The 19413-nt window shown below is 65.1% G+C and carries 22 protein-coding genes and 1 tRNA gene; 6 read left to right on the top strand and 17 right to left on the bottom strand.

Annotated features, from left to right (window positions below; translation table 11 throughout):
- Together HUK82_RS07840 and HUK82_RS07835 are read left to right on the top strand one after the other, a co-directional pair.
- Positions 1-331: DedA family protein (locus HUK82_RS07840; RefSeq protein ID WP_394367488.1), on the top strand; the 331-nt coding region annotated here is incomplete at its 5' end.
- Entirely contained in the window at positions 328-1422 is a 1095-nt protein-coding gene (locus HUK82_RS07835) for a D-alanine--D-alanine ligase (protein WP_176613434.1), read from the top strand. The genes HUK82_RS07840 and HUK82_RS07835, both read left to right, overlap by 4 nt.
- A gap of 53 nt (positions 1423-1475) precedes the next feature.
- Here the strand turns inward: HUK82_RS07835 and HUK82_RS07830 are convergent, their stop codons facing one another.
- The 6 genes from HUK82_RS07830 to HUK82_RS07805 form a co-directional block, all read right to left on the bottom strand.
- Positions 1476-1925, bottom strand: coding sequence for a molybdenum cofactor biosynthesis protein MoaE (locus HUK82_RS07830; protein ID WP_176613433.1), 450 nt, complete (start codon positions 1923-1925; stop codon positions 1476-1478).
- A 3-nt stretch (positions 1926-1928) separates the two neighbouring features.
- Entirely contained in the window at positions 1929-2180 is a 252-nt protein-coding gene (moaD, locus tag HUK82_RS07825) for a molybdopterin converting factor subunit 1 (RefSeq protein WP_394367489.1), read from the bottom strand.
- Positions 2181-2209: 29 nt separating this feature from the next.
- A complete protein-coding gene (locus HUK82_RS07820; protein ID WP_176613431.1) occupies positions 2210-2752 on the bottom strand; it encodes a hypothetical protein in 543 nt (180 codons plus the stop codon).
- 105 nt (positions 2753-2857) lie between these two features.
- Complete coding sequence (gene pgsA / locus HUK82_RS07815) at positions 2858-3463, bottom strand: CDP-diacylglycerol--glycerol-3-phosphate 3-phosphatidyltransferase (RefSeq protein ID WP_176613430.1); 606 nt, start codon at positions 3461-3463, stop codon at positions 2858-2860.
- A gap of 124 nt (positions 3464-3587) precedes the next feature.
- A complete protein-coding gene (gene uvrC, locus HUK82_RS07810; protein ID WP_176613429.1) occupies positions 3588-5555 on the bottom strand; it encodes an excinuclease ABC subunit UvrC in 1968 nt (655 codons plus the stop codon).
- A gap of 292 nt (positions 5556-5847) precedes the next feature.
- Positions 5848-6888, bottom strand: a complete 1041-nt coding sequence (locus HUK82_RS07805) for a dipeptidase (RefSeq protein ID WP_176613428.1) — start codon at positions 6886-6888, stop codon at positions 5848-5850.
- A gap of 91 nt (positions 6889-6979) precedes the next feature.
- Here HUK82_RS07805 and HUK82_RS07800 point away from each other — a divergent pair, with 91 nt between their 5' ends.
- A complete protein-coding gene (locus tag HUK82_RS07800; protein ID WP_176613437.1) occupies positions 6980-7786 on the top strand; it encodes an exodeoxyribonuclease III in 807 nt (268 codons plus the stop codon).
- Positions 7787-7831: 45 nt separating this feature from the next.
- Here HUK82_RS07800 and HUK82_RS07795 read toward each other — a convergent pair whose 3' ends face one another.
- On the bottom strand, positions 7832-8545 hold the full coding sequence (locus tag HUK82_RS07795) for a response regulator transcription factor (RefSeq protein WP_176613427.1): 714 nt from the start codon (positions 8543-8545) through the stop codon (positions 7832-7834).
- Positions 8546-8769: 224 nt separating this feature from the next.
- On the opposite strand from HUK82_RS07795, the gene HUK82_RS07790 reads away from it, so the two are divergent.
- Positions 8770-9282 carry a L,D-transpeptidase family protein gene (locus HUK82_RS07790; protein ID WP_373318272.1) on the top strand — a complete coding sequence of 171 codons (513 nt, stop codon included), beginning with the start codon at positions 8770-8772 and terminating at the stop codon, positions 9280-9282.
- Here HUK82_RS07790 and HUK82_RS07785 read toward each other — a convergent pair whose 3' ends face one another.
- The 3 genes from HUK82_RS07785 to guaB all read right to left on the bottom strand — a co-directional run bounded on the left by HUK82_RS07785 (position 9283) and on the right by guaB (position 14010).
- On the bottom strand, positions 9283-11127 hold the full coding sequence (locus tag HUK82_RS07785) for a cation:proton antiporter (RefSeq protein ID WP_176613426.1): 1845 nt from the start codon (positions 11125-11127) through the stop codon (positions 9283-9285). It abuts the gene before it with no gap.
- A gap of 66 nt (positions 11128-11193) precedes the next feature.
- Complete coding sequence (locus HUK82_RS07780) at positions 11194-12498, bottom strand: RsmB/NOP family class I SAM-dependent RNA methyltransferase (RefSeq protein WP_176613425.1); 1305 nt, start codon at positions 12496-12498, stop codon at positions 11194-11196.
- Between the two features lie 6 nt (positions 12499-12504).
- Complete coding sequence (guaB, locus tag HUK82_RS07775; RefSeq protein WP_176613424.1) at positions 12505-14010, bottom strand: IMP dehydrogenase; 1506 nt, start codon at positions 14008-14010, stop codon at positions 12505-12507.
- A 150-nt stretch (positions 14011-14160) separates the two neighbouring features.
- Here guaB and HUK82_RS07770 point away from each other — a divergent pair, with 150 nt between their 5' ends.
- On the top strand, positions 14161-14757 hold the full coding sequence (locus tag HUK82_RS07770) for a nucleoside 2-deoxyribosyltransferase (RefSeq protein WP_176613423.1): 597 nt from the start codon (positions 14161-14163) through the stop codon (positions 14755-14757).
- An 86-nt stretch (positions 14758-14843) separates the two neighbouring features.
- Here HUK82_RS07770 and HUK82_RS07765 read toward each other — a convergent pair whose 3' ends face one another.
- The 7 genes from HUK82_RS07765 to HUK82_RS07735 form a co-directional block, all read right to left on the bottom strand.
- Entirely contained in the window at positions 14844-15323 is a 480-nt protein-coding gene (locus HUK82_RS07765; RefSeq protein WP_264802230.1) for a c-type cytochrome, read from the bottom strand.
- Positions 15307-15759: a c-type cytochrome gene (locus HUK82_RS07760; RefSeq protein WP_176613422.1), complete on the bottom strand. Its 453-nt coding sequence runs from the start codon at positions 15757-15759 to the stop codon at positions 15307-15309. Before HUK82_RS07760 ends, HUK82_RS07765 begins: the two co-directional genes overlap by 17 nt.
- Positions 15756-16307 carry a methylamine dehydrogenase light chain gene (locus HUK82_RS07755; RefSeq protein WP_176613421.1) on the bottom strand — a complete coding sequence of 184 codons (552 nt, stop codon included), beginning with the start codon at positions 16305-16307 and terminating at the stop codon, positions 15756-15758. The genes HUK82_RS07760 and HUK82_RS07755 overlap by 4 nt, the downstream gene beginning before the upstream one ends.
- Positions 16294-16896 carry a thioredoxin domain-containing protein gene (locus HUK82_RS07750; RefSeq protein ID WP_176613420.1) on the bottom strand — a complete coding sequence of 201 codons (603 nt, stop codon included), beginning with the start codon at positions 16894-16896 and terminating at the stop codon, positions 16294-16296. Before HUK82_RS07750 ends, HUK82_RS07755 begins: the two co-directional genes overlap by 14 nt.
- Positions 16893-17432, bottom strand: a complete 540-nt coding sequence (locus HUK82_RS07745; protein WP_176613419.1) for a MauE/DoxX family redox-associated membrane protein — start codon at positions 17430-17432, stop codon at positions 16893-16895. The genes HUK82_RS07750 and HUK82_RS07745 overlap by 4 nt, the downstream gene beginning before the upstream one ends.
- A 6-nt stretch (positions 17433-17438) precedes the next feature.
- A complete protein-coding gene (locus HUK82_RS07740) occupies positions 17439-18623 on the bottom strand; it encodes an amine dehydrogenase large subunit (protein WP_246495000.1) in 1185 nt (394 codons plus the stop codon).
- Positions 18624-18824: 201 nt separating this feature from the next.
- Positions 18825-18898 (bottom strand) — tRNA-Gln (locus HUK82_RS07735).
- 186 nt (positions 18899-19084) lie between these two features.
- Here HUK82_RS07735 and HUK82_RS07730 point away from each other — a divergent pair.
- The coding region (locus HUK82_RS07730) for a Ppx/GppA phosphatase family protein (RefSeq protein ID WP_456304198.1) at positions 19085-19413 on the top strand (329 nt) is incomplete at its 3' end.

Here is a 19413-nt window from a genome sequence, read left to right as displayed (position 1 = left end):
CTGGGCCCGGGCGCCGGTGAACGACGCGCGCGCGGAATGGCTGCGCGCCCACGTTCTGCGCACGGTCTTCGTCTGCCGTTTCATCCCCGGCGCCCGACTGCCGATCTACACCGCGTGTGGTTTCTTCCACGCGGGGCTCGTACGCTTCACGGTTGCGACCGCGGCCGCGACGCTGCTCTGGACTTCGGCCCTGTTTGGCGTATCGGTGCGTATCGGACAGGTCCTGATGACCTATCTCGGGGTCTGGCGCTGGGTCGGCGCCGCAGGTTTCGTCATCACCATCGTCGTTGTCGGCCGGATCGCGGCCCATCTCCAGAAGGAGACGCCATGACCCAGGCCACCACCCTGCGCGAGCCGTCCACGCTGGCCAGAAAAGCGCCCCCCGCACTGTCGATGTTCGAGTTCTGGCCCGGCTGGCTGTTCTACACCCCGATCGTCCTCTACTGGATCGCCATGGGGCTGCGCTACCGCGACTTCAGCATCCCCACGGCCGCCAACCCCCGTGTCACCACCGGCGGCCTGTGCGGCGAAAGCAAGGTCTCGATCCTTGATCAGGCGGGCGAGGTCGCGCGACGCTGGATCGCGCCCTATGCGTCGTTCGTAACCGGCCGTGACGATGCCTCGGCGGCGCGTGCGGCCATGGCATCGGCCGACCTTGCGTTTCCGCTGGTCGTCAAGCCCGATATCGGCTGCAACGGTACCGGGGTGAAACTGGTGCGGGACGAAACCGCGCTGCTGGCCGCGTTACCGACCTATCCGCGCGGCGTGCGCCTGATGCTCCAGGCCCTGGTCGACGAGCCCGAAGAAGCGGGTCTGTTCTACATCCGCGACCCGCAGACCGGACGCGGACGCATCACCTCGATCACCTACAAGAAGGTGCCGGTCCTGACCGGCGACGGCCGTTCGACGATTCGCGAGCTGATCGAGGCCGATCCACGCACGCGTCTCGTCCCGCACCTTTATCTGCCGCGCCTGCGGGAACGGGCAGACGACGTGCCGTCCACCGGCGAGCCGGTGCCGCTGGTCTTCGCGGGCAATCACTGCAAGGGGTCCATCTTCCTCAACGGTACCGCCGATGCGACCCCGGATCTCGAAGCCCAGCTAGATGAGGTCATGCGCGACATCCCCGATTTTCATTTCGGGCGTGTCGACGTGAAATTCTCGTCCGTGGCGGCTCTGCGGCGCGGCATCGGTTTCACGATCATCGAGGTGAATGGCATCGGATCGGAAGCCACGCATATCTGGGACCGCGAGACCACGTTACGCGAAGCCTACATGGCCCAGTTCCGGCATTACCACGCGGCCTTCGTCATCGGCGCGAAAAACCGCAAGGCCGGCTGGCGCACCAGCGGTGCCTTCACCATGCTGCGGTACTGGAGACTGCAACGGCGGCTTCTGGCGTCCTATCCGATGAACGACTGACCGGCCAGCCCCGCATGGAACGACGGCCAATGGCCTGTCGCGCGTGTCGACCGTCAAAGGTCCCAGCGTGCGGCGGCCGCGTCGTCGGCCGCGCGGGCCTCGACCCAGACCTGCCGCCCGTCGTCGTAATCCTCGCGCTTCCAGAACGGTGACCGGGTCTTGAGCCAGTCGATCATCGTCTCGACCGCCTCAAGCGACGCACCGCGATGGCGCGCCGCCGCGAGCACCAGCACAATGGGTGCCCCGACCCCCAGCGTGCCGACGCGGTGGATGATCGTGCACCCCAGCAGGTCGTAGCGAGCGGACACTTCCTCGGCGATCGCGCTAAGGCGTGCCAGGGTCATCCTGGGATAATGTTCGAGCGTCAGTGCCCGAAGGCCGTCGCCACCGCGCACAAGGCCCAGAAACATGGCAACCGCGCCCGCCTCGACGCCTGCCTCGCGCGCAACGGCATCCACCTCCGCCGCAACATCGAACGCTTCGTCCTGCAGAACCACGCGCATGAATCAGCCGCCTGTGACCGGGGGGAAGAAGGCGACTTCGTCTCCTGCGGCCACGGGTGTCGCAGGGGTTGCGAACTGCTGGTTGACCGCGGCGCGGATGACCGCCCCGGCCCCGATCGCCTCGCGCAAGGCGTCGTGACGTTCGGCCAATGCGTCGAGGACTGTTGCAACCGTCGCGTCCGGTGACGTCAGCGCATACCTCTCCCGATCAAGTCCGAGGCGGTCGCGGAGAGACGCAAAATAAAGGACCGTGATCGACACGTCTTTCATGACAAGGGCGACGTTCAGTGAACCGAGGTCGCACCGTTCCTGACGGTACGGACCGAGCCATCGGGCGCGATGATGGTGCTGCTGCCGTCGCCGTTGGGAATGACGATGGAGGCGTTCGACGGTTGCGCACCAAAGCGCGCAGCGGTCGTGTCCTGCGACGGGACGTTCAGACCCGGGCCGTTGAAGTCCGTGGACTGAACGCCATTATGGATTTTCGTGCTTTCGCCCAGCGTCATGCTGCCGTCATCGGGCATCTGCGGGCCCGACGGCGCAACGGCACCGTTCGCACGCAGCAAAGCGTCCAGAGACGCCGGATTGCGCGACACGTCTTCAAGGGTGGGCAAAGGCTGGGGTGCGTCGGGCCAGATATTGCCGGGTTCGCTTTGAAGCTTCGATGATGCGGCAGCGTAGCCCCGCGCGCGAAGCATGTTTTCCGAGCCGCCCTGCGGCGCATTCGGGTTCGCCCCCGGCAAGGTCGCCGTGTCGGACACGAATTTACCAAAACCTGAGCAGCCGACGAGCGAGAGCGAGGCCGACATCAGGATCACACGCTTCATGATGAACTCCAGCCAGGCGCGGCCCGACCGCCGGGGTGCATCCTTGTGCACAGTGTGCCTACGACATCAGGCTTTCTCAAGGGGCTACAGAGCCTTCATCCGCCGTCAGTGAACGATACGGCCGTCCATCGGCTTCGGCGCCTGAGACTCGATATGCTGGAGGCCGGTGATCACATAGTCCCAGCCTGTGATCAGGGTCAGCAACGCCGCGACCCACATCATGACCGCGCCCAGCGCCCCCACCGGCAGCCAGTCGATCCGCAGCAGAACCGCCGTGCTGTCGCCAGCGAGCAGGAAACCGATCGCGGTCATCTGAAAGCCGGTTTTCCACTTCGCCAGTCGGGTGACCGGAAGCTTGGCGCGAAACGAGGCAAGATATTCCCGCAATCCACTGACCAGAATCTCGCGGCACAGGATGATGATCGCCGGATAGAGCGTGGCGTAAGGCAGTCGCGCAAAAGCGGCCAGCACCATCAGCGACGCCCCGACCAGCAGCTTGTCGGCAATCGGATCGAGCATCCGGCCCAGTTCCGACAGCTGGTGGCGCGACCGGGCGAGCTTCCCGTCGAAATAGTCCGTGATCCCGGCCGCAATGAATAACAGGCAGGCCAACGCGTCGCCCACGGGCGTGCGCCACGCGACAAGTGCGACGAGCACCGGGACGGCGACGACGCGCGACAGCGTCAGGACATTGGGAAGATCGCTCAGCATGCCGTCACTCTATACCACGGCGCACCCCGGACCTATGGGCTGACATCAACTTGATGCGGTTTGTTTTACGCATGACCGCACTCCGGTTTGCGCATGCGCCACGCGCCGACCTCGTCGCTCAAGCTTATGTTTCGGCGACGCTGGCCGCCCAGTCGGGATGAAAATGACCGTAGATGGACCGCGCCGTCTCGCGGCTGATGCCCGAGACCGCCTCCAGGTCGTTCAGGCCCGCCTGACGCACGCCTCGGGCTGAGCCAAAATGGTTCAGCAATGCGCGCTTGCGCGCGGCACCGATGCCCGGAATGTCATCCAGCTCGGACATGACGAGCGTCTTGGAACGACCGGCACGGTGCGTGGTGATGGCGAACCTGTGGGCCTCGTCGCGCAGCCGCTGCAGATAATACAGGACCGGGTCGCGCGGCGGCAGCTGGAACGGCGGCCGGTCCGCCATATGGAACCATTCGCGCCCGGCATCCCGGTCCGGCCCCTTCGCGATCGCGACCAGGGTCACATCCGTTACGCCGAGATCGTCAAGGATCCCTCGCACGGCACTGTACTGCCCCGCGCCTCCGTCGATCAGGACAATATCGGGCCAGTCCTCGCCGTCGGGCGTCGCGGCATTGTCGTCCCCGCTTCCCGTCGCGCCCGCCTCAGCGCGCGCGCGCAAGGCGCGTCCAAAGCGGCGCTCCATCACCTCGCGCATCATGGCGAAGTCGTCCCCCGGGGTGAGCACACCGCGGATCGCGTATTTGCGATAGGCGCGTTTGACGAACCCTTCGGGCCCACCCACGATCATCACGCCATAGGCGTGGGCACCCATGATGTGACTGTTGTCATACACCTCGATCCGGCGTGGCGGTGTCTCCAGCCCGAACAGGTCGGCAACACCCTCAAGCAGACGCGCCTGCCCCTCGCTTTCCGCCAGCCGGCGCTCCAGCGCCTCGCGCGCGTTGGTCGCGGCGTGATCCATCACGGCGCGACGCTCCCCCCTCTGCGGCACCTGCACCTCTACGCGCTTGCCACGCTTCAGGCTCAGCGCCTCCTCGAACAACGCGGTTTCCGGCAGGTCGCAGTTCAGAAGAACGCGCGGCGGCGGTGGCTTGTCGTCATAGAACTGGGCCAGGAACGCGGCCAGAACGTCCGACGCGGATTCGTCCGCCGCATGGGTCGGGAAAAAGGCGCGGTTGCCGTTGTTACGGCCGCCACGAATGAAGAACACCTGCAGACAACTATGCCCCCCGATCTGCCAGATCGCGATGACGTCCGCGTCCCCGATCGAGGCGGGATTGATCACGCTGGAATCCTGCAGGCCCGCGAAGGCGCGCAGGCGGTCACGAATAGCTGCTGCGCGCTCGAACTCAAGCGCCTCGGCGGCGGCCTCCATGTCCTGGGCAAGCTGCGCATGGATGGTCGTCGTCTTGCCGGACAGGAACGCCTTGGCCTGTTCGATCAGGTGGGCATAGTCGTCGCGCGAGATGCGATCGACGCAGGGTGCGCTGCACCGCTTGATCTGGAACAGAAGGCACGGCCGCGTGCGGGACGCGAACACCGTGTCCGAGCACGAGCGCAGCAGAAACAGCCGCTGCATAAGGTTCAGCGTCTGGTTGACCGACCAGGCAGACGCGAACGGCCCCCAGTACGACGCGCCCTTCACAGGCTTGCCGCGATGCTTGGCGATCTGCGGGTAGGCATGGCCGTCCGTGATCATCACCCACGGGTAGCTTTTGTCGTCCCGCAGCAGGATGTTGTAGTACGGACGCATCCGCTTGATGTAGTTGGCCTCCAGCAGCAGGGCTTCGGCCTCGGTGTGCGTTGTGACGATCTCCATCGCAGCGGTTCGCGACACCATGCGCCGCAGGCGCTCGGGCAGACGCGCGACATGGGTATACGATGTGACCCGCTTGCGCAGGCTCGACGCCTTGCCGACATACAGCACCTCCCCCTTGTCATCGAGCATCCGGTAGACACCCGGTGACAGCGGCATCGTCCGCAGCGCGGCGCGGATCGCCTCGACCCCCATGGGGCGCGCGGATCCCGGCGGGGCCGCGATGTCCGCTGCCGGTGCAAAAGTCGGGTCGTTCACATCAGCCATCCGGCCGGGCTCCAGTAATCCACCGAACATGTGGATAACTCTGTGGGGCAATCGGTGACGGATTCATGACACCGTTGGATTCCCGGGGTTTCTCTCGGTCTGCCCTCGATTTGGGCAAAGCAGCATAACCATCTGATTTTAAATAATTTACGGTCCAAATTTGTCTCAGATCAGGATCAGGCCATGCTTTTTGAGGCGAATTCAGCAAGTCAATCCCGAGAGGTGGACAAATTGCGATTTTTTTTCGCGACTCCACCACGGGAACAAATCATGTCCGATTTGTCATCCGGCGTCAGGACGCCGAGTGCGCCCCCGACGCCACGTGTTCGGCCTGCCGCAGAAGGCGTAGGAAATTGCCCCCCCAGAATGCCGCGATCTCGCTGTCGTCGTAGCCCCGGCGGACCAGTTCCTCGGTCAAGGACGCGGATTCGCCCGCATCCCTCCAGCCCATGATCGCACCGCCGCCATCGAAATCGGACGAAATGCCGACATGCGCGACGCCGACGCGACGCACCACGTAATCGATATGGTCGACGAAATCCGCGACACCCACCGTACGCTCGCCGTCGGTAGGACGCGGACGCAGGAAGCCCGGCATGGCGGTGATCTGGATCAGGCCGCCGCTGGCCGCCAGCGCGTCGATCTGGGCATCGTCCAGATTGCGGGGATGGTCGCACAAGGTGCGCACGCAGGAATGCGTGGCGACGATGGGCGTGGCCGAGTGCTCGACCGCCTGCATCATTGTCGTGCGCGCGGCATGCGACACATCCACCAGCAGGCCCAGCCGGTTCATCGCAGCGATCGCCTGCCGCCCCAGCGTGGACAGGCCACCATGAAGGGTCGGGGCATCGCCCAGATCGCGGCGTGGAATCGCCGCATCGGCCAGGGCGTTATGGCCGTTGTGCGTCAGCGTCATATAGCGCGCGCCCTGCGCGCGATAGAGCGCCAGACGCCCCGGATCCTCGCCGATACCGTAGCCGTTTTCGATGGCCGGAATAACGGCCAGATCCCCCCGGGCATGGGCACGCTCGATCTCATCGGCGCTCTGGCAGATCACCGCCGTCAGGCCGTTGCGGGTGCCCGCCATACCACCGATCGCATCCAGCATGGCTTCGGTCCGCTGTTCGGCCTCGGCATGGCCCAGCGCGGTCAGCGGTCCCTGCGGGATGTAGGCGGCAAAGCACCCGGCCGAGAGGCCCCCGCGCGCCATCTTGGGGAAATCGACCCGTCGTCGGGTCGTGTCGTCGAACGCGTCCTCGCGGTCGGGCCACGGAATATCGATGTGGCTGTCGAGGGTCAGGAGCGATGCGTGGAGATCAAGCGCGCGGGTCATACCGAACAAATCGCGCTTCCCCTGCGTCGAAGCAAGAGTGTACGCGCATTATGGGTCGGGTTCGGGCTTGCCATTCGTCGCGCCATCCGCGATGCCGGGTGTCATGCGCCTCATGACCTGGAACATTAATTCCCTGCGGCTCCGGCTGCCCCTGCTCTCGCGTCTGACCGACGAGATCGCGCCCGATATCGTCTGCCTGCAGGAAACCAAGGTGTCCGACGACCTGTTTCCCTCCGCCGCCGTTCAGGCACTGGGCTACCGTCACGTCCACTTCCGCGGCATGAAAAGCTACAACGGAGTGGCCATCCTCTCCCGCCTGCCGATGCGCGCCAACGACCGCGCGCCGGACTGGTGTGGAAAAGGCGACTGCCGTCACGTCGCGGTCACGCTGGACAGCGCGATCGGACCGCTGGATCTGCACAATTTTTACGTTCCGGCGGGGGGCGACATTCCGGACCCCGAGGCGAACCCGAAATATGCCCACAAACTGGCCTTCGTTGACGAGGCAACCGGCTGGTTCACCGGCCACACGCAGACACCCGCGATTCTGGTCGGCGACCTGAACATCGCGCCCCTCGAACAGGATGTGTGGAGCCACAAGCAGCTGCTGGATGTCGTCAGCCACACGCCGCCGGAGACGTCGCGCATGAACGCATGGCTTCAGACCGGCTTCGTCGATGCCATGCGACATTTCGTGCCGTCGAACGAGAAGCTGTACACGTGGTGGTCGTATCGTAACCGGGACTGGAAAGCCTCGAATCGCGGGCGTCGACTCGATCATGTCTGGGTCACGCAGCCGGTCGTGCCGCAATTGCGGAAAATGACCGTGCTGAACGAGGTCCGCGACTGGCCAAGCCCGTCAGATCATGTCCCCGTGGTCATGGATATCGACCTCTGACGCAAAAAGGGCAGCCGACGAAGGCTACCCTTTTTATTTGCAGTCTCAGGCGGCGACGCCGCCCTGTGGGTTGAGGCGGTAGCCGCCGCCCTCCGTCACGAGCAGGCAGGTGCTTGTCGGATCGGGCTCGATCTTCTGACGCAGACGATAGATATGAGTCTCGAGCGTGTGCGTGGTGACGGCGGCATTGTAGCCCCACACCTCGTTTAACAGAACCTGACGCGGCACGGGACGTGTCCCGGCCCGGTACAGGAACTTGAGGATCGCCGCTTCCTTCTCCGTCAGGCGGATACGGCGATTGCGCGCCGGTTCCTGCAGGAGCTTGGCGGAGGGACGGAACACATAGGGCCCGATGTTGAAGACGGCGTCTTCGCTGTTCTCGAAAATCCGCATCTGCGCGCGCAGGCGTGCCAGAAGCTCCGCGATTCGAAACGGCTTGGCGACGTAGTCATTGGCGCCGGCGTCGAGACCCTTTACCACGTCCTTTTCATCGTCCGAGCCGGTCAGCATGATGACTGGCACCCGCTTGCCCTGACGGCGTAGCTCGGCGCAGAAGTCGCGTCCATCACCGTCCGGAAGAGTTACGTCGAGGATCACGGCGTCGAAACGGGCGCTTGAATCGTCGAGCTTCTTGCTGGCCTCCGCGACCGAAGCCGCTTCGATCGCCTGAAACTCCCCTTCGACCTGGAGCTGCTCGACGAGCATCTGGCGCAACGTCTGGTCGTCGTCGACTATAAGAACTGGTCGCGCACCTGCCATCAAACCTTCACCCCATCATTGCCGGTCTGGCCGGCATTAGTAATATTAGTCCGGCGACCGGCCCGGGCTGATACCGGGCAGAGGCACCGCGTCAACGCCAGAGTCGATCCGTAAGACGCAGTGAGCTTACACCTCGCTTCGCCGTATGGCCAATCCACACAATCCCGTGAAAGTAAGGCCCACATGTGTGCCCAGTGCAATTCTCGCGTCTCGCGGAGCCGCTCATGACCCGCGCCGTACTGCACGGCGACGGGTCCCCGTCCGCCACCCTGCACTTCATGGGACAGGCGCGACCGGCCGTCATCGGCGCATCGGGCATCCGTCCCGTAAAGGTCGAGGGCGACCATGGCACGCCGGTCGGCGTCCTGCCGCTCCGGCAGGTGTTCTATCGCGCCGATCGCACGGCACGTCCTATAACCACCCTGCCCCTCGAACCCCTGTCGCCGACCGACGGCTGGTGCGACGACCAATCCGACGCCAACTACAACCGTTTCGTAGCACTTCCCTACCCGGCCGGACACGAGCGGTTATGGCGCGACGATCATGTCTATGATCTGGTCGTGGTGTTGGGGCACAACGATGCGCCGCCGGTTCCGGGTCGCGGCTCGGCCATATTCCTGCACCTGCCACCCGCCGACGGGCGGCCGACCGAAGGATGCATCGCCGTGCCGGAAGCCGTATTGCGCGATCTGCTGCGCGACGGCCTGACCGAGATCGAGGTCCTGCCCCCCGCCTGATCAGGTTACGGCGGTGGTCGGGTCGTCGTGATCGGACGCTTCGGTCGGCAGCGGCGGCAGCAGTGCCACGACGATGTCGCCCGGCGCGATGCCGGCGGGTGCCGCGTCCTCTGCAGAGCGGATCCAGATCGCGGTTCCGCGGCGCACGGACAGGAAGATCAGTCGATTACCCTGTTCGTGCTCGAAGCCTGGGGCGTCGGCTTCGGTCACGGTCAGCGCGACAAAGCGCCACCCCTGACCGAACAATCGCTCGATCAGGCCGAAATTCCAGGCCGGATCGCCCAGCACCTTGCCGCGCGCATCGCGGCTCAGCCCGCGATACAGATCCAGACGCGATACGCCGGGGCTGACCTGAAAGACGCGTTGCCGGCCGAAATACGGTGTGAGGTGCGCGCACACCATGCCATTGTAAATCGCATCCGGCGTCGCGGCGATCAGGTAGTCGGCAGGCCGCTCCTCCAGGCTTTCCTCCCCCTCCTGCGACAGGACCTCGGCGCGCAAGGTCGGGATGCCGGCGCGCGCCGCTCCGGCCAGCGCACCCGAATAGGTGTCCACCAGCAGGACCGGCACCTCGGCCTCATGCAGACAGCGCGCCAGATCCATCGACCACGGACTGGCACCCACGATCGCCAGCGCACGTTCGTCCGACAAAGTGAGTTTGAGCTTCCGCGCCAGCGGGCGAAGCGAGAAACCATGCAAAATCATGGTCGCCGCGATCACGGCAAAGATCGCCGGGGTAATAAGGTCGGCACTGCCGAACCCGGCCTCCTTGAGCCTGAGGCCGGCGACGCCGGCCACGGCCGCCGCCACGATGCCGCGTGGCGCGATCCAGCCGAGAAACACCCGCTCCTGCCATGTGAGGCTGGAGCCGAGGGTCGCCAGAAAGATGCACAACGGCCGCACGACGAACAGCACCGCGAGTGTAAGCCCGATAATAGGCAGGGACAGCCGCTCCAGCACCCCGCGCTGCAGATCGGCCGTCAGCAGAATGAACAGGGCCGACACCACCAGAACGACGAGGGATTCCTTGATCCGGCGCAATTCGGCCATACCCGGCACGCGCAGGTTGGCCAGGGCCATGCCGAACACGGTCGCGGCCATCAGGCCGGCACCGTCCATGATAAGGTTGCACCCGGTAAACACCACCAGCGCCATCGCGATCAGCATCGGCGTCTTGAGCAGTTCGGACATCAGATCGCGCTCGAACAGAAAGCGCACGAGATAGGCCGGGGCCATGCCGATCACGATCGCCAGCAGGGTGGCGACAATCATATGGGGCGCGGTTTCGGCAAAGAAACGCTCAGGGCCGTAGTTCGAATGGGCGAGAAGGACTTCCAGCACCAGCGTTGCCAGAATGGCCCCGACGGGGTCGTTCAGGATGGCTTCCCAGCGCAGGAAGGCCGCAGCTTTCGGGTGGAGCTTGGTATGGCGCAGCAGCGGCAGGACGACCGTGGGTCCGGTGACGACGATGATCGACCCGAACAGGAGCGCCGTACCCCAGTCGAGATGGCCGACATAGTGCGCGGCACAGGCCCCCAGTCCCCAATTGATCGGCAGCGCCACGACCGTCAGACGAAGCACGCCCTCGCCCGCCGCGCGCCACTGTCGGAAATCCAGCGCCAGCCCACCTTCGAAGACGATGATGGCGACCGCCAGCGACACGGCGGGACGGAACAAAGGACCAATCGCAGCCGACGGATGGAGAATCCCTAGCCCGGGTCCGAACACGAGTCCGAGCGCGAACAGCAGCACGATCGCCGGCAGACGAAAGCGCCATGCGCACCATTGCGCCGCCACACCGGCGCCAAGAACGCACAGAATGCCGATTGCCAGACTGACAGCCATGATCGCTTCCGTTTAAATACTATAAAAACAGACTACTGCAGAAAACATCTCACGAGTCTTCTGACGTCAGGAACCTGGGCTGCGCTCCAGAATCGCGGCAAAGAATCCGTCGGTGCCGTTCAGCGCCGGAGACAGGCTGAGCGTCGCGCACGCTGCAAACGCGGCCGGCATGTCGGCGCTGTCGGACGGCACCAGCCTGAATTCCGAGTGTCGACCTATAAACGCATGTATCTGCGATATATTCTCGTCATCAAGGATCGAGCACGTGGCGTAGATCAACCGGCCACCCGGTCGGACAAGGGAGGCCGCACGGTCGAGGATCTCCGCCTGCTTGGCCTGCAGTTCGCTCAGGTCAGACGCCCGAAGCCTGAGACGCGCATCGGGGTTCCGGCGCCACGTGCCCGTGCCCGTACACGGCGCGTCGACCAGCACTCGGTCGAAACTTGCCGCACGCCGTTTCGCCCATTTGTCGCCGGCAACGATCAGATGGCGCTCCACATTATGAACACCGGCCCGGCGGAGCCGGCGCACCGCGCCTTCCAGACGCGGCTCGGACACGTCGCAGGCCACGATATGACCGCGGTTGTGCATCGTCATGGCCATGCCCAGCGTCTTGCCGCCCGCACCGGCGCAGTAATCCAGCACACGCATCTCCGGACGCGCGCCCACCGCGGCGACCACCAGCTGACTGCCCTCGTCCTGGATTTCGACCAGACCCGATTGAAACGCCTGCGTCGTCGTGACCGACTGCCGCGCGGCCGCGCGCAGGCCCCATGGCGACAGGTGGCATGGCGTCGTCTCGATCCCCGCGCGCGCCAGAGAGGCCGCCGCCTGTTCGCGCGTCCCCATCAGGAGATTAACCCTCAGGTCGAGCGGCGCGGGTTCTCCCATGGCCGCCAGTTCGTCGGACAGGCGATCACCGAAGGTGGCCACCAGGGACGGCATCAGCCAGTCGGGCACCTCGAGCCGCACCGGATCCGGCATGGACGGGTCGTCAAGAGTCGTTCCTGCCAATGTCGCCAGAATCGCGTGTTCGGCCCGTGTAAGGCGCTCCGGGGCGTAGTGCTCGCCTGTGAACAGACCCTCCACATCCCGCAGCACGTCGCCGTCGCCCGCATACAGCAGCAGCGCACCGGCCAGAAGCCGCGGCGTGGCCTCCGGACTGCCAGCGCGCTGCAGATGCCATTCCAGGCGCCGCCAGCGACGCAGCACGTCCCAAACGATCGCCGAGATGAAACGCCGGTCACCACCGCCGATATAGCGCCGCTCCCGAAAGAAGCTGTTGGCCAGGGCGTCGGCGGGACGTCGGGGCTCGGCCTGCATCTGGGCAAGCATCTCGATCGCGGCCGCGAGCCGCGCTGCAGGTGTCACGGAGTATCAGTCCTGGCGATAGTTCGGCGCTTCGCGCGTGATCGAGACGTCATGCACATGGCTTTCCCTCAGTCCCGCGCCGGTGATACGGCGGAACTGGGTGCGTGCCTGCATGTCGGCAATGGTGGCCGAGCCGGTATAGCCCATGCCGGCGCGCAGACCACCCACAAGCTGATGCACGACGGCGCCCATCGCGCCCTTGAAAGCCACGCGACCCTCGATGCCCTCGGGAACCATCTTGAGCGTGTCCTTGATTTCCTGCTGAAAATAGCGATCAGCGGACCCCCGCGCCATCGCGCCCAGGCTGCCCATGCCGCGATAGGACTTGTACGAACGCCCCTGATAGAGGAACACCTCGCCCGGGGCCTCTTCCGCGCCGGCGAGAAGCGAGCCGATCATGACGACGTCCGCACCCGCGCCGATTGCCTTGACGATATCGCCCGATGTGCGGATGCCGCCGTCGGCGATCGCGGGGATGTCGTGTTCGTGGCACGCCTCGGAGGTCTCCATGACGGCGGAGAACTGCGGAACGCCCACACCGGCCACGATACGGGTCGTGCAGATGGAGCCCGGGCCGATACCGATCTTGATGCAGTCCGCACCGGCCCCGATCAGCGCCACGGCCGCTTCGGGTGTCGCGACATTGCCCGCGATGATCTGGACGTCGGGATGCGCGTCCTTGATCCGTCCCACGGCGCCCAGGACGCCGCGCGAATGACCGTGTGCCGTGTCGACGACCACGACGTCGACGCCGGCGGCGATCAGCGCCTGGGCGCGCGCGAAGCCGTCCTCGCCCACACCGACGGCGGCGGCGCAGCGCAGGCGCCCCATTTCGTCCTTGATCGCCAGCGGATGGGCGACCGCCTTGTCCATGTCCTTCACGGTGATGATGCCCACGCAACGTTCGGCATCATCGACGACCAGCAGTTTTTCGATCCGGTGGCGGTGAAGCAAGGCCCGCGCATGGTCCGGGTCCGCGCTGTGACGGACCGTCACCAGATTTTCGCGCGTCATCAGGTCGCGCACCGGCTGTTCCGGATCGGTCGCGAAGCGGACGTCGCGGTTGGTGAGAATGCCGATCAGGCGCTGCGACCCGCCTTCGACGACCGGCAGACCGCTGATACCGTGGCGTGCCATGATGGCGTTCACTTCGGCCAGGGTCTGGTCCGGTCCGACCGTCACGGGGTTGACCACCATGCCGGATTCGAAACGCTTGACGCGTCGAACCTGTTCGGACTGCTCCTCGATCGAGAGGTTCTTGTGAATGACGCCCAGACCACCCTGCTGGGCCATCGCGATCGCCATGGCTTCCTCGGTCACCGTGTCCATGGCGGACGAGACCAGCGGGATATTGAGCTCGATCCGGCGTGTCAGGCGCGAGCGCGTGGACGTCTGGGCCGGAAGTACATTGGACTCCGCCGGCACGACCAGGACGTCGTCGAACGCCAGGGCTTCGCGGATACGGCTGGAGTTCGATGCGGCGTAGGAATGGGGGGTTGACGTGCCAGCCATGAGGGGACCTCTTCACGAAAGAGATTAGGGCTCCCCTTGCCAAGGGCACCCGACCGATGGCGTTTCCCCATAGGCGGTGCCACCGGGGAAGGCAAGCAAAACACGCCGTTGTCCCGCGATCTTCATGGAGCAACGGCCAGAGGAGGCACGATGCCACGACCGCGCATTTATCTGGCCGGGGACCTTGTCTTCCGGCCGCAGGCCGAAGCGGTCTTCGCGCGACTGAAGACGATCGCGGCACGGTTCGGCCTCGACGGCGTGGCGCCGTTCGACGGACAGGCGGACGTGAAAGGGCTCGCGCCGGGTTTCGACACGATCATGACGATCGTGAAGGCCGACCGGGCCCTGATGGACCAGTGTGATGCCGGTCTGTTCTGTCTCGACCCATTCCGGCGCAGCGCTGACATGGACCCCGGTACGGCTGTGGAAATCGGCTACATGTTCGCACATGGCCGGCCGCTGGAGGGATACACGACGGACGGTCGGTCCTATCCGGACAAGGTGGCCGCCTACTGGCAGACGGCATGGCGGGTCCAGCTTCGCTCTCGGCAGGATACCGGGGATATCGGCTCTGGCGCGCTGGAAGACGGCGATGGCGTGCTCGCGCATTCCGAAGGCATGCTGCAGAACGGCATGACGGAGGGCTTTATCCGCCTCTCTGGTGGTGATGTCGCTGTCGCACCGACGTTGGAGGAGTCTTTCGCGGTTGCGGCCGAACGCCTCGCCCGGCGTCTCGACACCATCTGAGGCCGCAACCGGGGTGCTGCGCAGATGCAGCGTGCCTGAACACTCCGCGTTCTGGAGGTGCCGACGCCGGTCTCAGGCGTATGGTCTCAATGGCCCGCGTTTTTTGCCGCGCATGCGGCCAGAGTGCGCTCCAGAACCCCGGCGCGCGCTCTTTCGAACTCCGTCGGATGCAGCGGGTGCTGACGCAGTTCGTGCACCTCCTGGGCCGTGTAAGGCTTGGCCCCGGCTGGTGTGCTGGCGCCGCCGAGATCGAAAACGACGAAGTTCATGACCTGAGCGAGCAGCGCGTCGTCGCGTATGAGCGACATCGATACGTTCGGAACCTGCACGATATAGGCGCGACCCTCCGGCGAGCACAGATAGGTGCCGACATGGTCGCGCAGTTCCGGCACAAAGGTCGGACCGGACACCCCCTCCACGCCATGGCAGCCGCCACAGCGCATAAGGTATGTCGCACGCACGCGATCGAGTGCCCGGGCCTCATCCGCCCCTGCCAATACCGACAGGACGGTCAGAAGCCCGGCACCCAGACGCAGGAAGGCGCCAGACTTAAGGGATGAGCGCACCGAGACCCTTCCGTTCCGCGGCAACAGCGGATCCCGCCATGGGGGTGGCACGGGCCGCCGCGATGTCCGATGCCTCGAAGGTCGGCGCGGGCTTCGTATCGCCCAGGCTTGCGACATAGGTCAGGATCGCGGCGATCTGGTCGTCCGGCAATGCCTTGAAGGACGGCATGTAACCGACATAAGTGGTCCCGCTCGCCTGGATCGAGCCGGACAGGCCATTGACCAGAACGTGCGTAATGTAGGTCTTGCCGGCCGGGCTGGCGGCGATCTTGTCCAGACGGCCTTTCAGGGGCGGAAATTGTCCCGGTACGCCCACAGCGCCGCCCTGATGGCAGATACCGCAGTTGCTGCCGTACAAAGCGGCGCCGTCCGGGGCTGCCATCGCTGCCGGAACAGTGGCAAAGGTAACGGCAGCAGCGAGAGCGATCGATTTCATTCAGCGGTTCCTACGATAACGGCGGTTGAACAGTTGTACATCGCCGATGTGGTGCCGAAGCACCAGATGATGTCGTTATTGGCCTGCGGGCGATAGGACGGCAGGTCGCCGTCCGTGTTCAGACACGTCGCGCCGGCGTCGCATGCATCCTGACCACAACAGTCGCGATAGGCGATCAGATAGGACTTCGTGTCCTGCGGGTTGAAGCAGGTTCCGATCCACGACGTGGGCGAAGGCGCGGTACCCGGCGGGCATGTATGCACGCCGCCGCCACAGGTGGAGCACAGATTGCCATCGATGGCGCAGTAACGCCAGTAATCACAGGCATTCTGGTCCTTGGTTTGGGCCGACGCGGCGAAAGGGCTTTGCGGCTTGGCCGATGCCGCCTCCGCGCGCCGGACGGGCAGCAGCGGGAACGCCGGGATGGCACCAGCCACGAGCCCTACCCACGCCAGAACGCCGCGGCGCGACGCCGAACGCGCGACACCGCGTGCGAGGCGTTCGGTCAGTCCGTCAAACGACAGGGACTGGAACTCAGATCGCGGCATGAAGGCTCTCCTCCGCCCGTGCGGCGGTTTTTCCGGGCATGCTGCCGGCACTCGCCAGCATGTTTTCAAGATGGGCCCGTGTGTTCACCAGGCCCTTGGCGCGCAACGTGCCATGATCGTCGACCACGGCCGCGAACGGCAGTCGGCTGACCTGCAGCACGAGACCGAGTTCCGGGCCGGTCACCAGCGGGGTGTCGCCGGTCGCATAAGCCTCGCGCAGCGCGTGCAGTTCGGGTGGCGTGCCATCGCCGATCAGCACCAGATCCATCAACCCATCGCGCGCCATGGCGACTGCAATCGGCGTCACGCGGCGGCAGATCGGGCAGTCCGACGTGATGAACAGCAACATCTGCCGGCGCCCCGCACCCAGATGTTCGCCCACCGGGAACGAACCACCCTCGAGCGTACGCATGACGATGCGGGGCAGCGCACTGCCGATGTCGAGCCCAGGCTGCGTCTGCGTGGCACCGATCGGCGCCAGACGCTCGTGCAGGATACCGATCTGGCGGGCCAGCGCGAAGACGATCAGTGCCAGCGCCCCGATCACAAGGAGGCTGATGACCTGTAAACCCATCAGGAAGGCCATCATGCTGCCGTCCCCGCAGGACGGGGCGACAGCAGCGCCGTGGCCACAATCAGAACGAACAGGCAAGCACCGCCCATGACATCCTCGACACGTGCGATGCCGTGCACCCGATCGCCCAGCGGCAGGGCCAGCGACAGTACGGCGCACAGTGCGGCACGGCCCACACCAGCCCACGTCAACCGTTCGCCGTCCAGTCCGGGAACACAGCCGCAGGACAGGTTTGTCCGCCCGCGGAGGATGTTGAAGGCCATCGCCAACGCAAAAACACTGAACAGAGCGAGTCCTGCGGCACCAAGGAGCCGCGACGGCATGCCGATCACGTATCCGGCGCCGAGAAGCACTTCGACCGCTCCCAGCGTCCATGCGGCAGGCTCGATCATCGCATCGGGCACGATCCGATAGGCCGCGAGCGTTCCAAGGAAATCGTCATGACGACGGAGTTTGTCCACGCCGGACGCAAGGAGCATGGCACCGATGGCGCCGGCGGCCACGACCACGCCACGGGCCGCTAGGGCGTCAATGGAAGGCACAAGCGCCACGACCGCTCACTCCCCGCCGGCGACGGTGAAGACCAGCGAGTCACCGAGATGCTTCATGGTGCGCTTGACCTGGCCGGTCTGGGCATCGGCGATGAACAGATCCCCGTCGTCATCGGTGGTGAACAACAGCGGCTTGCTGTCCTGCGTCACCCCAACCATAGCGCTGGGGCGGGCAAGGTGAAGACGACGCAACAATTTGTGCGCGTGCAGATCGAACACCCAGATTTCGGTCCCGGAGTCCTTGTGCGTCCAGAAGGTACCCTTGTGCATCAGCACGTAGAGCGTGTTGTCCGCACGATGGAGGGCCGCAAGCTGCCAGCCACCCGGCCGCCACGTCACCTCGAACGGCGCGCGCGAATCGCTGGCCGGCTTCATGCCGGCCGCCTGTTCGATCGACCACGGCGCGGCGATCGTCGGCGTGCCACCCAGTGCCGCGTCGTAGACCAGCCCACTGAAACTAATGAACGGCACATGGCCGTCCGCGGCGACTTCGGGGCTGTGCTCGAACACCGGATCCCGATCGGGCGCAAAGAACGACGGCGTGTGGGTCACGGCCGGTTTGGCCACGTCGGCCGAATCGACATTGACCAGAGACCCGTCAGCGCAGACCGACGAAAATCCGGTGCCCCCCCATGGATAAACCAGCGCGCAGCCCGGGGTATCGATCGTCCCCAGCAGCTTGCCCGTCTTGGCCTCCAGCACATGAACGCCGTTGGTGGGGCTCATGTCGCCGATATAGATGCGCGAATCATTGGCCGACAGCGCCATGTTCGGCTTCTTAGGCGTGACGAGCGCGCGTCCGGGCAGTTCGATATCCGTGGTGACGGTCAATGCCTTCGGATCGTATCCCGCCAGCAGGTCATAGCGTTTGCCGCGGTTTCCGTGTGCCCACGTGGTCTCCGCCACATGGATCGCACCGGTCGCCCGCTCCGCCACGAAATTGGCGTTATACGCGGCCTGCACCATGCCCAGCAGCCGCCCCTGATCCGCGTCGACGATCAGGACACGACCGTCCTTGGCGTGACGATAGACAGGGTCTTCGATGAAGACCACATGCGGCCCGATCGCGGGAAGCGTCGCGATATCGTTCTCTTCGGTCTGAAGAATCGGATCCGACGCAGAGGCCGGTCCGGCATGGGCAACGGAGACACATGTCAGGGCGGGCAGAACGGCGCAGCGCGCAGCGCGCATAACAAAGCCGACAGCGCGACGCGAACGTCGGAAAACCAGCATAACAGACGTATTCCTTGGCCTGAATCGTTACGCATTTTGACGCGAAAGCGCAACGAAGGCAAGGCGGCCCCGACGAAATTTCATACCTGCGGCTTCGCACGCCGGACGGACGTACGGCGCCGCGCCCGCATTTTTTTTGACACTGTAGGGTAAGTGTTCTGGCTGGGGGACCTGGATTCGAACCAGGGCTGACCGGGTCAGAGCCGGTAGTTCTACCGCTAAACTATCCCCCAAGCGGTGGAGCATCAGAGATGCCCCGGGAACGAGGGGGCTGATAGCACCCGATCAGAGGGCGTGCAAGCGTCTGACAGACAGAATCGGTGCCAAAGCCGCATTTTATGCGTTCACCAATGACAAGAGAATTTGCTTGCTCCGCAACGCACCGTCCCTGACACTCCGAGACAAAAGGGGTCTCACTCATGACGACCAGTCTTGGCTGGCAAAAACGCCGCCCGCCCCATGGCGCCCCGTCGCGCGGGGCGGCCCGACGCGACACGCAGCCGCCTCTGTTCGCGGCGCTTGATCTCGGCACCAACAATTGCCGTTTGATGATCGCTGCCCGGTCGGAGACGGGATTTCGCGTCGTCGACAGTCTCAATCGCTCCGTTCGCCTTGGAGAAGGGCTTCAGGAGAGCGGTCGCCTGTCCGATGTCGCCATGGAGCGAACGCTCGACGTGTTGCACGACTGCGTGGCGCGGATCCGCCGCCGCAATCCCGGCCGCGTGCGCGCGGTCGCCACCGAAGCCTG

It is taken from the genome of Ameyamaea chiangmaiensis (assembly GCF_013376175.1).
Classification (GTDB): Bacteria; Pseudomonadota; Alphaproteobacteria; order Acetobacterales; family Acetobacteraceae; genus Ameyamaea; species Ameyamaea chiangmaiensis.
This window is presented reverse-complemented; position numbering and strand designations above follow the sequence as displayed.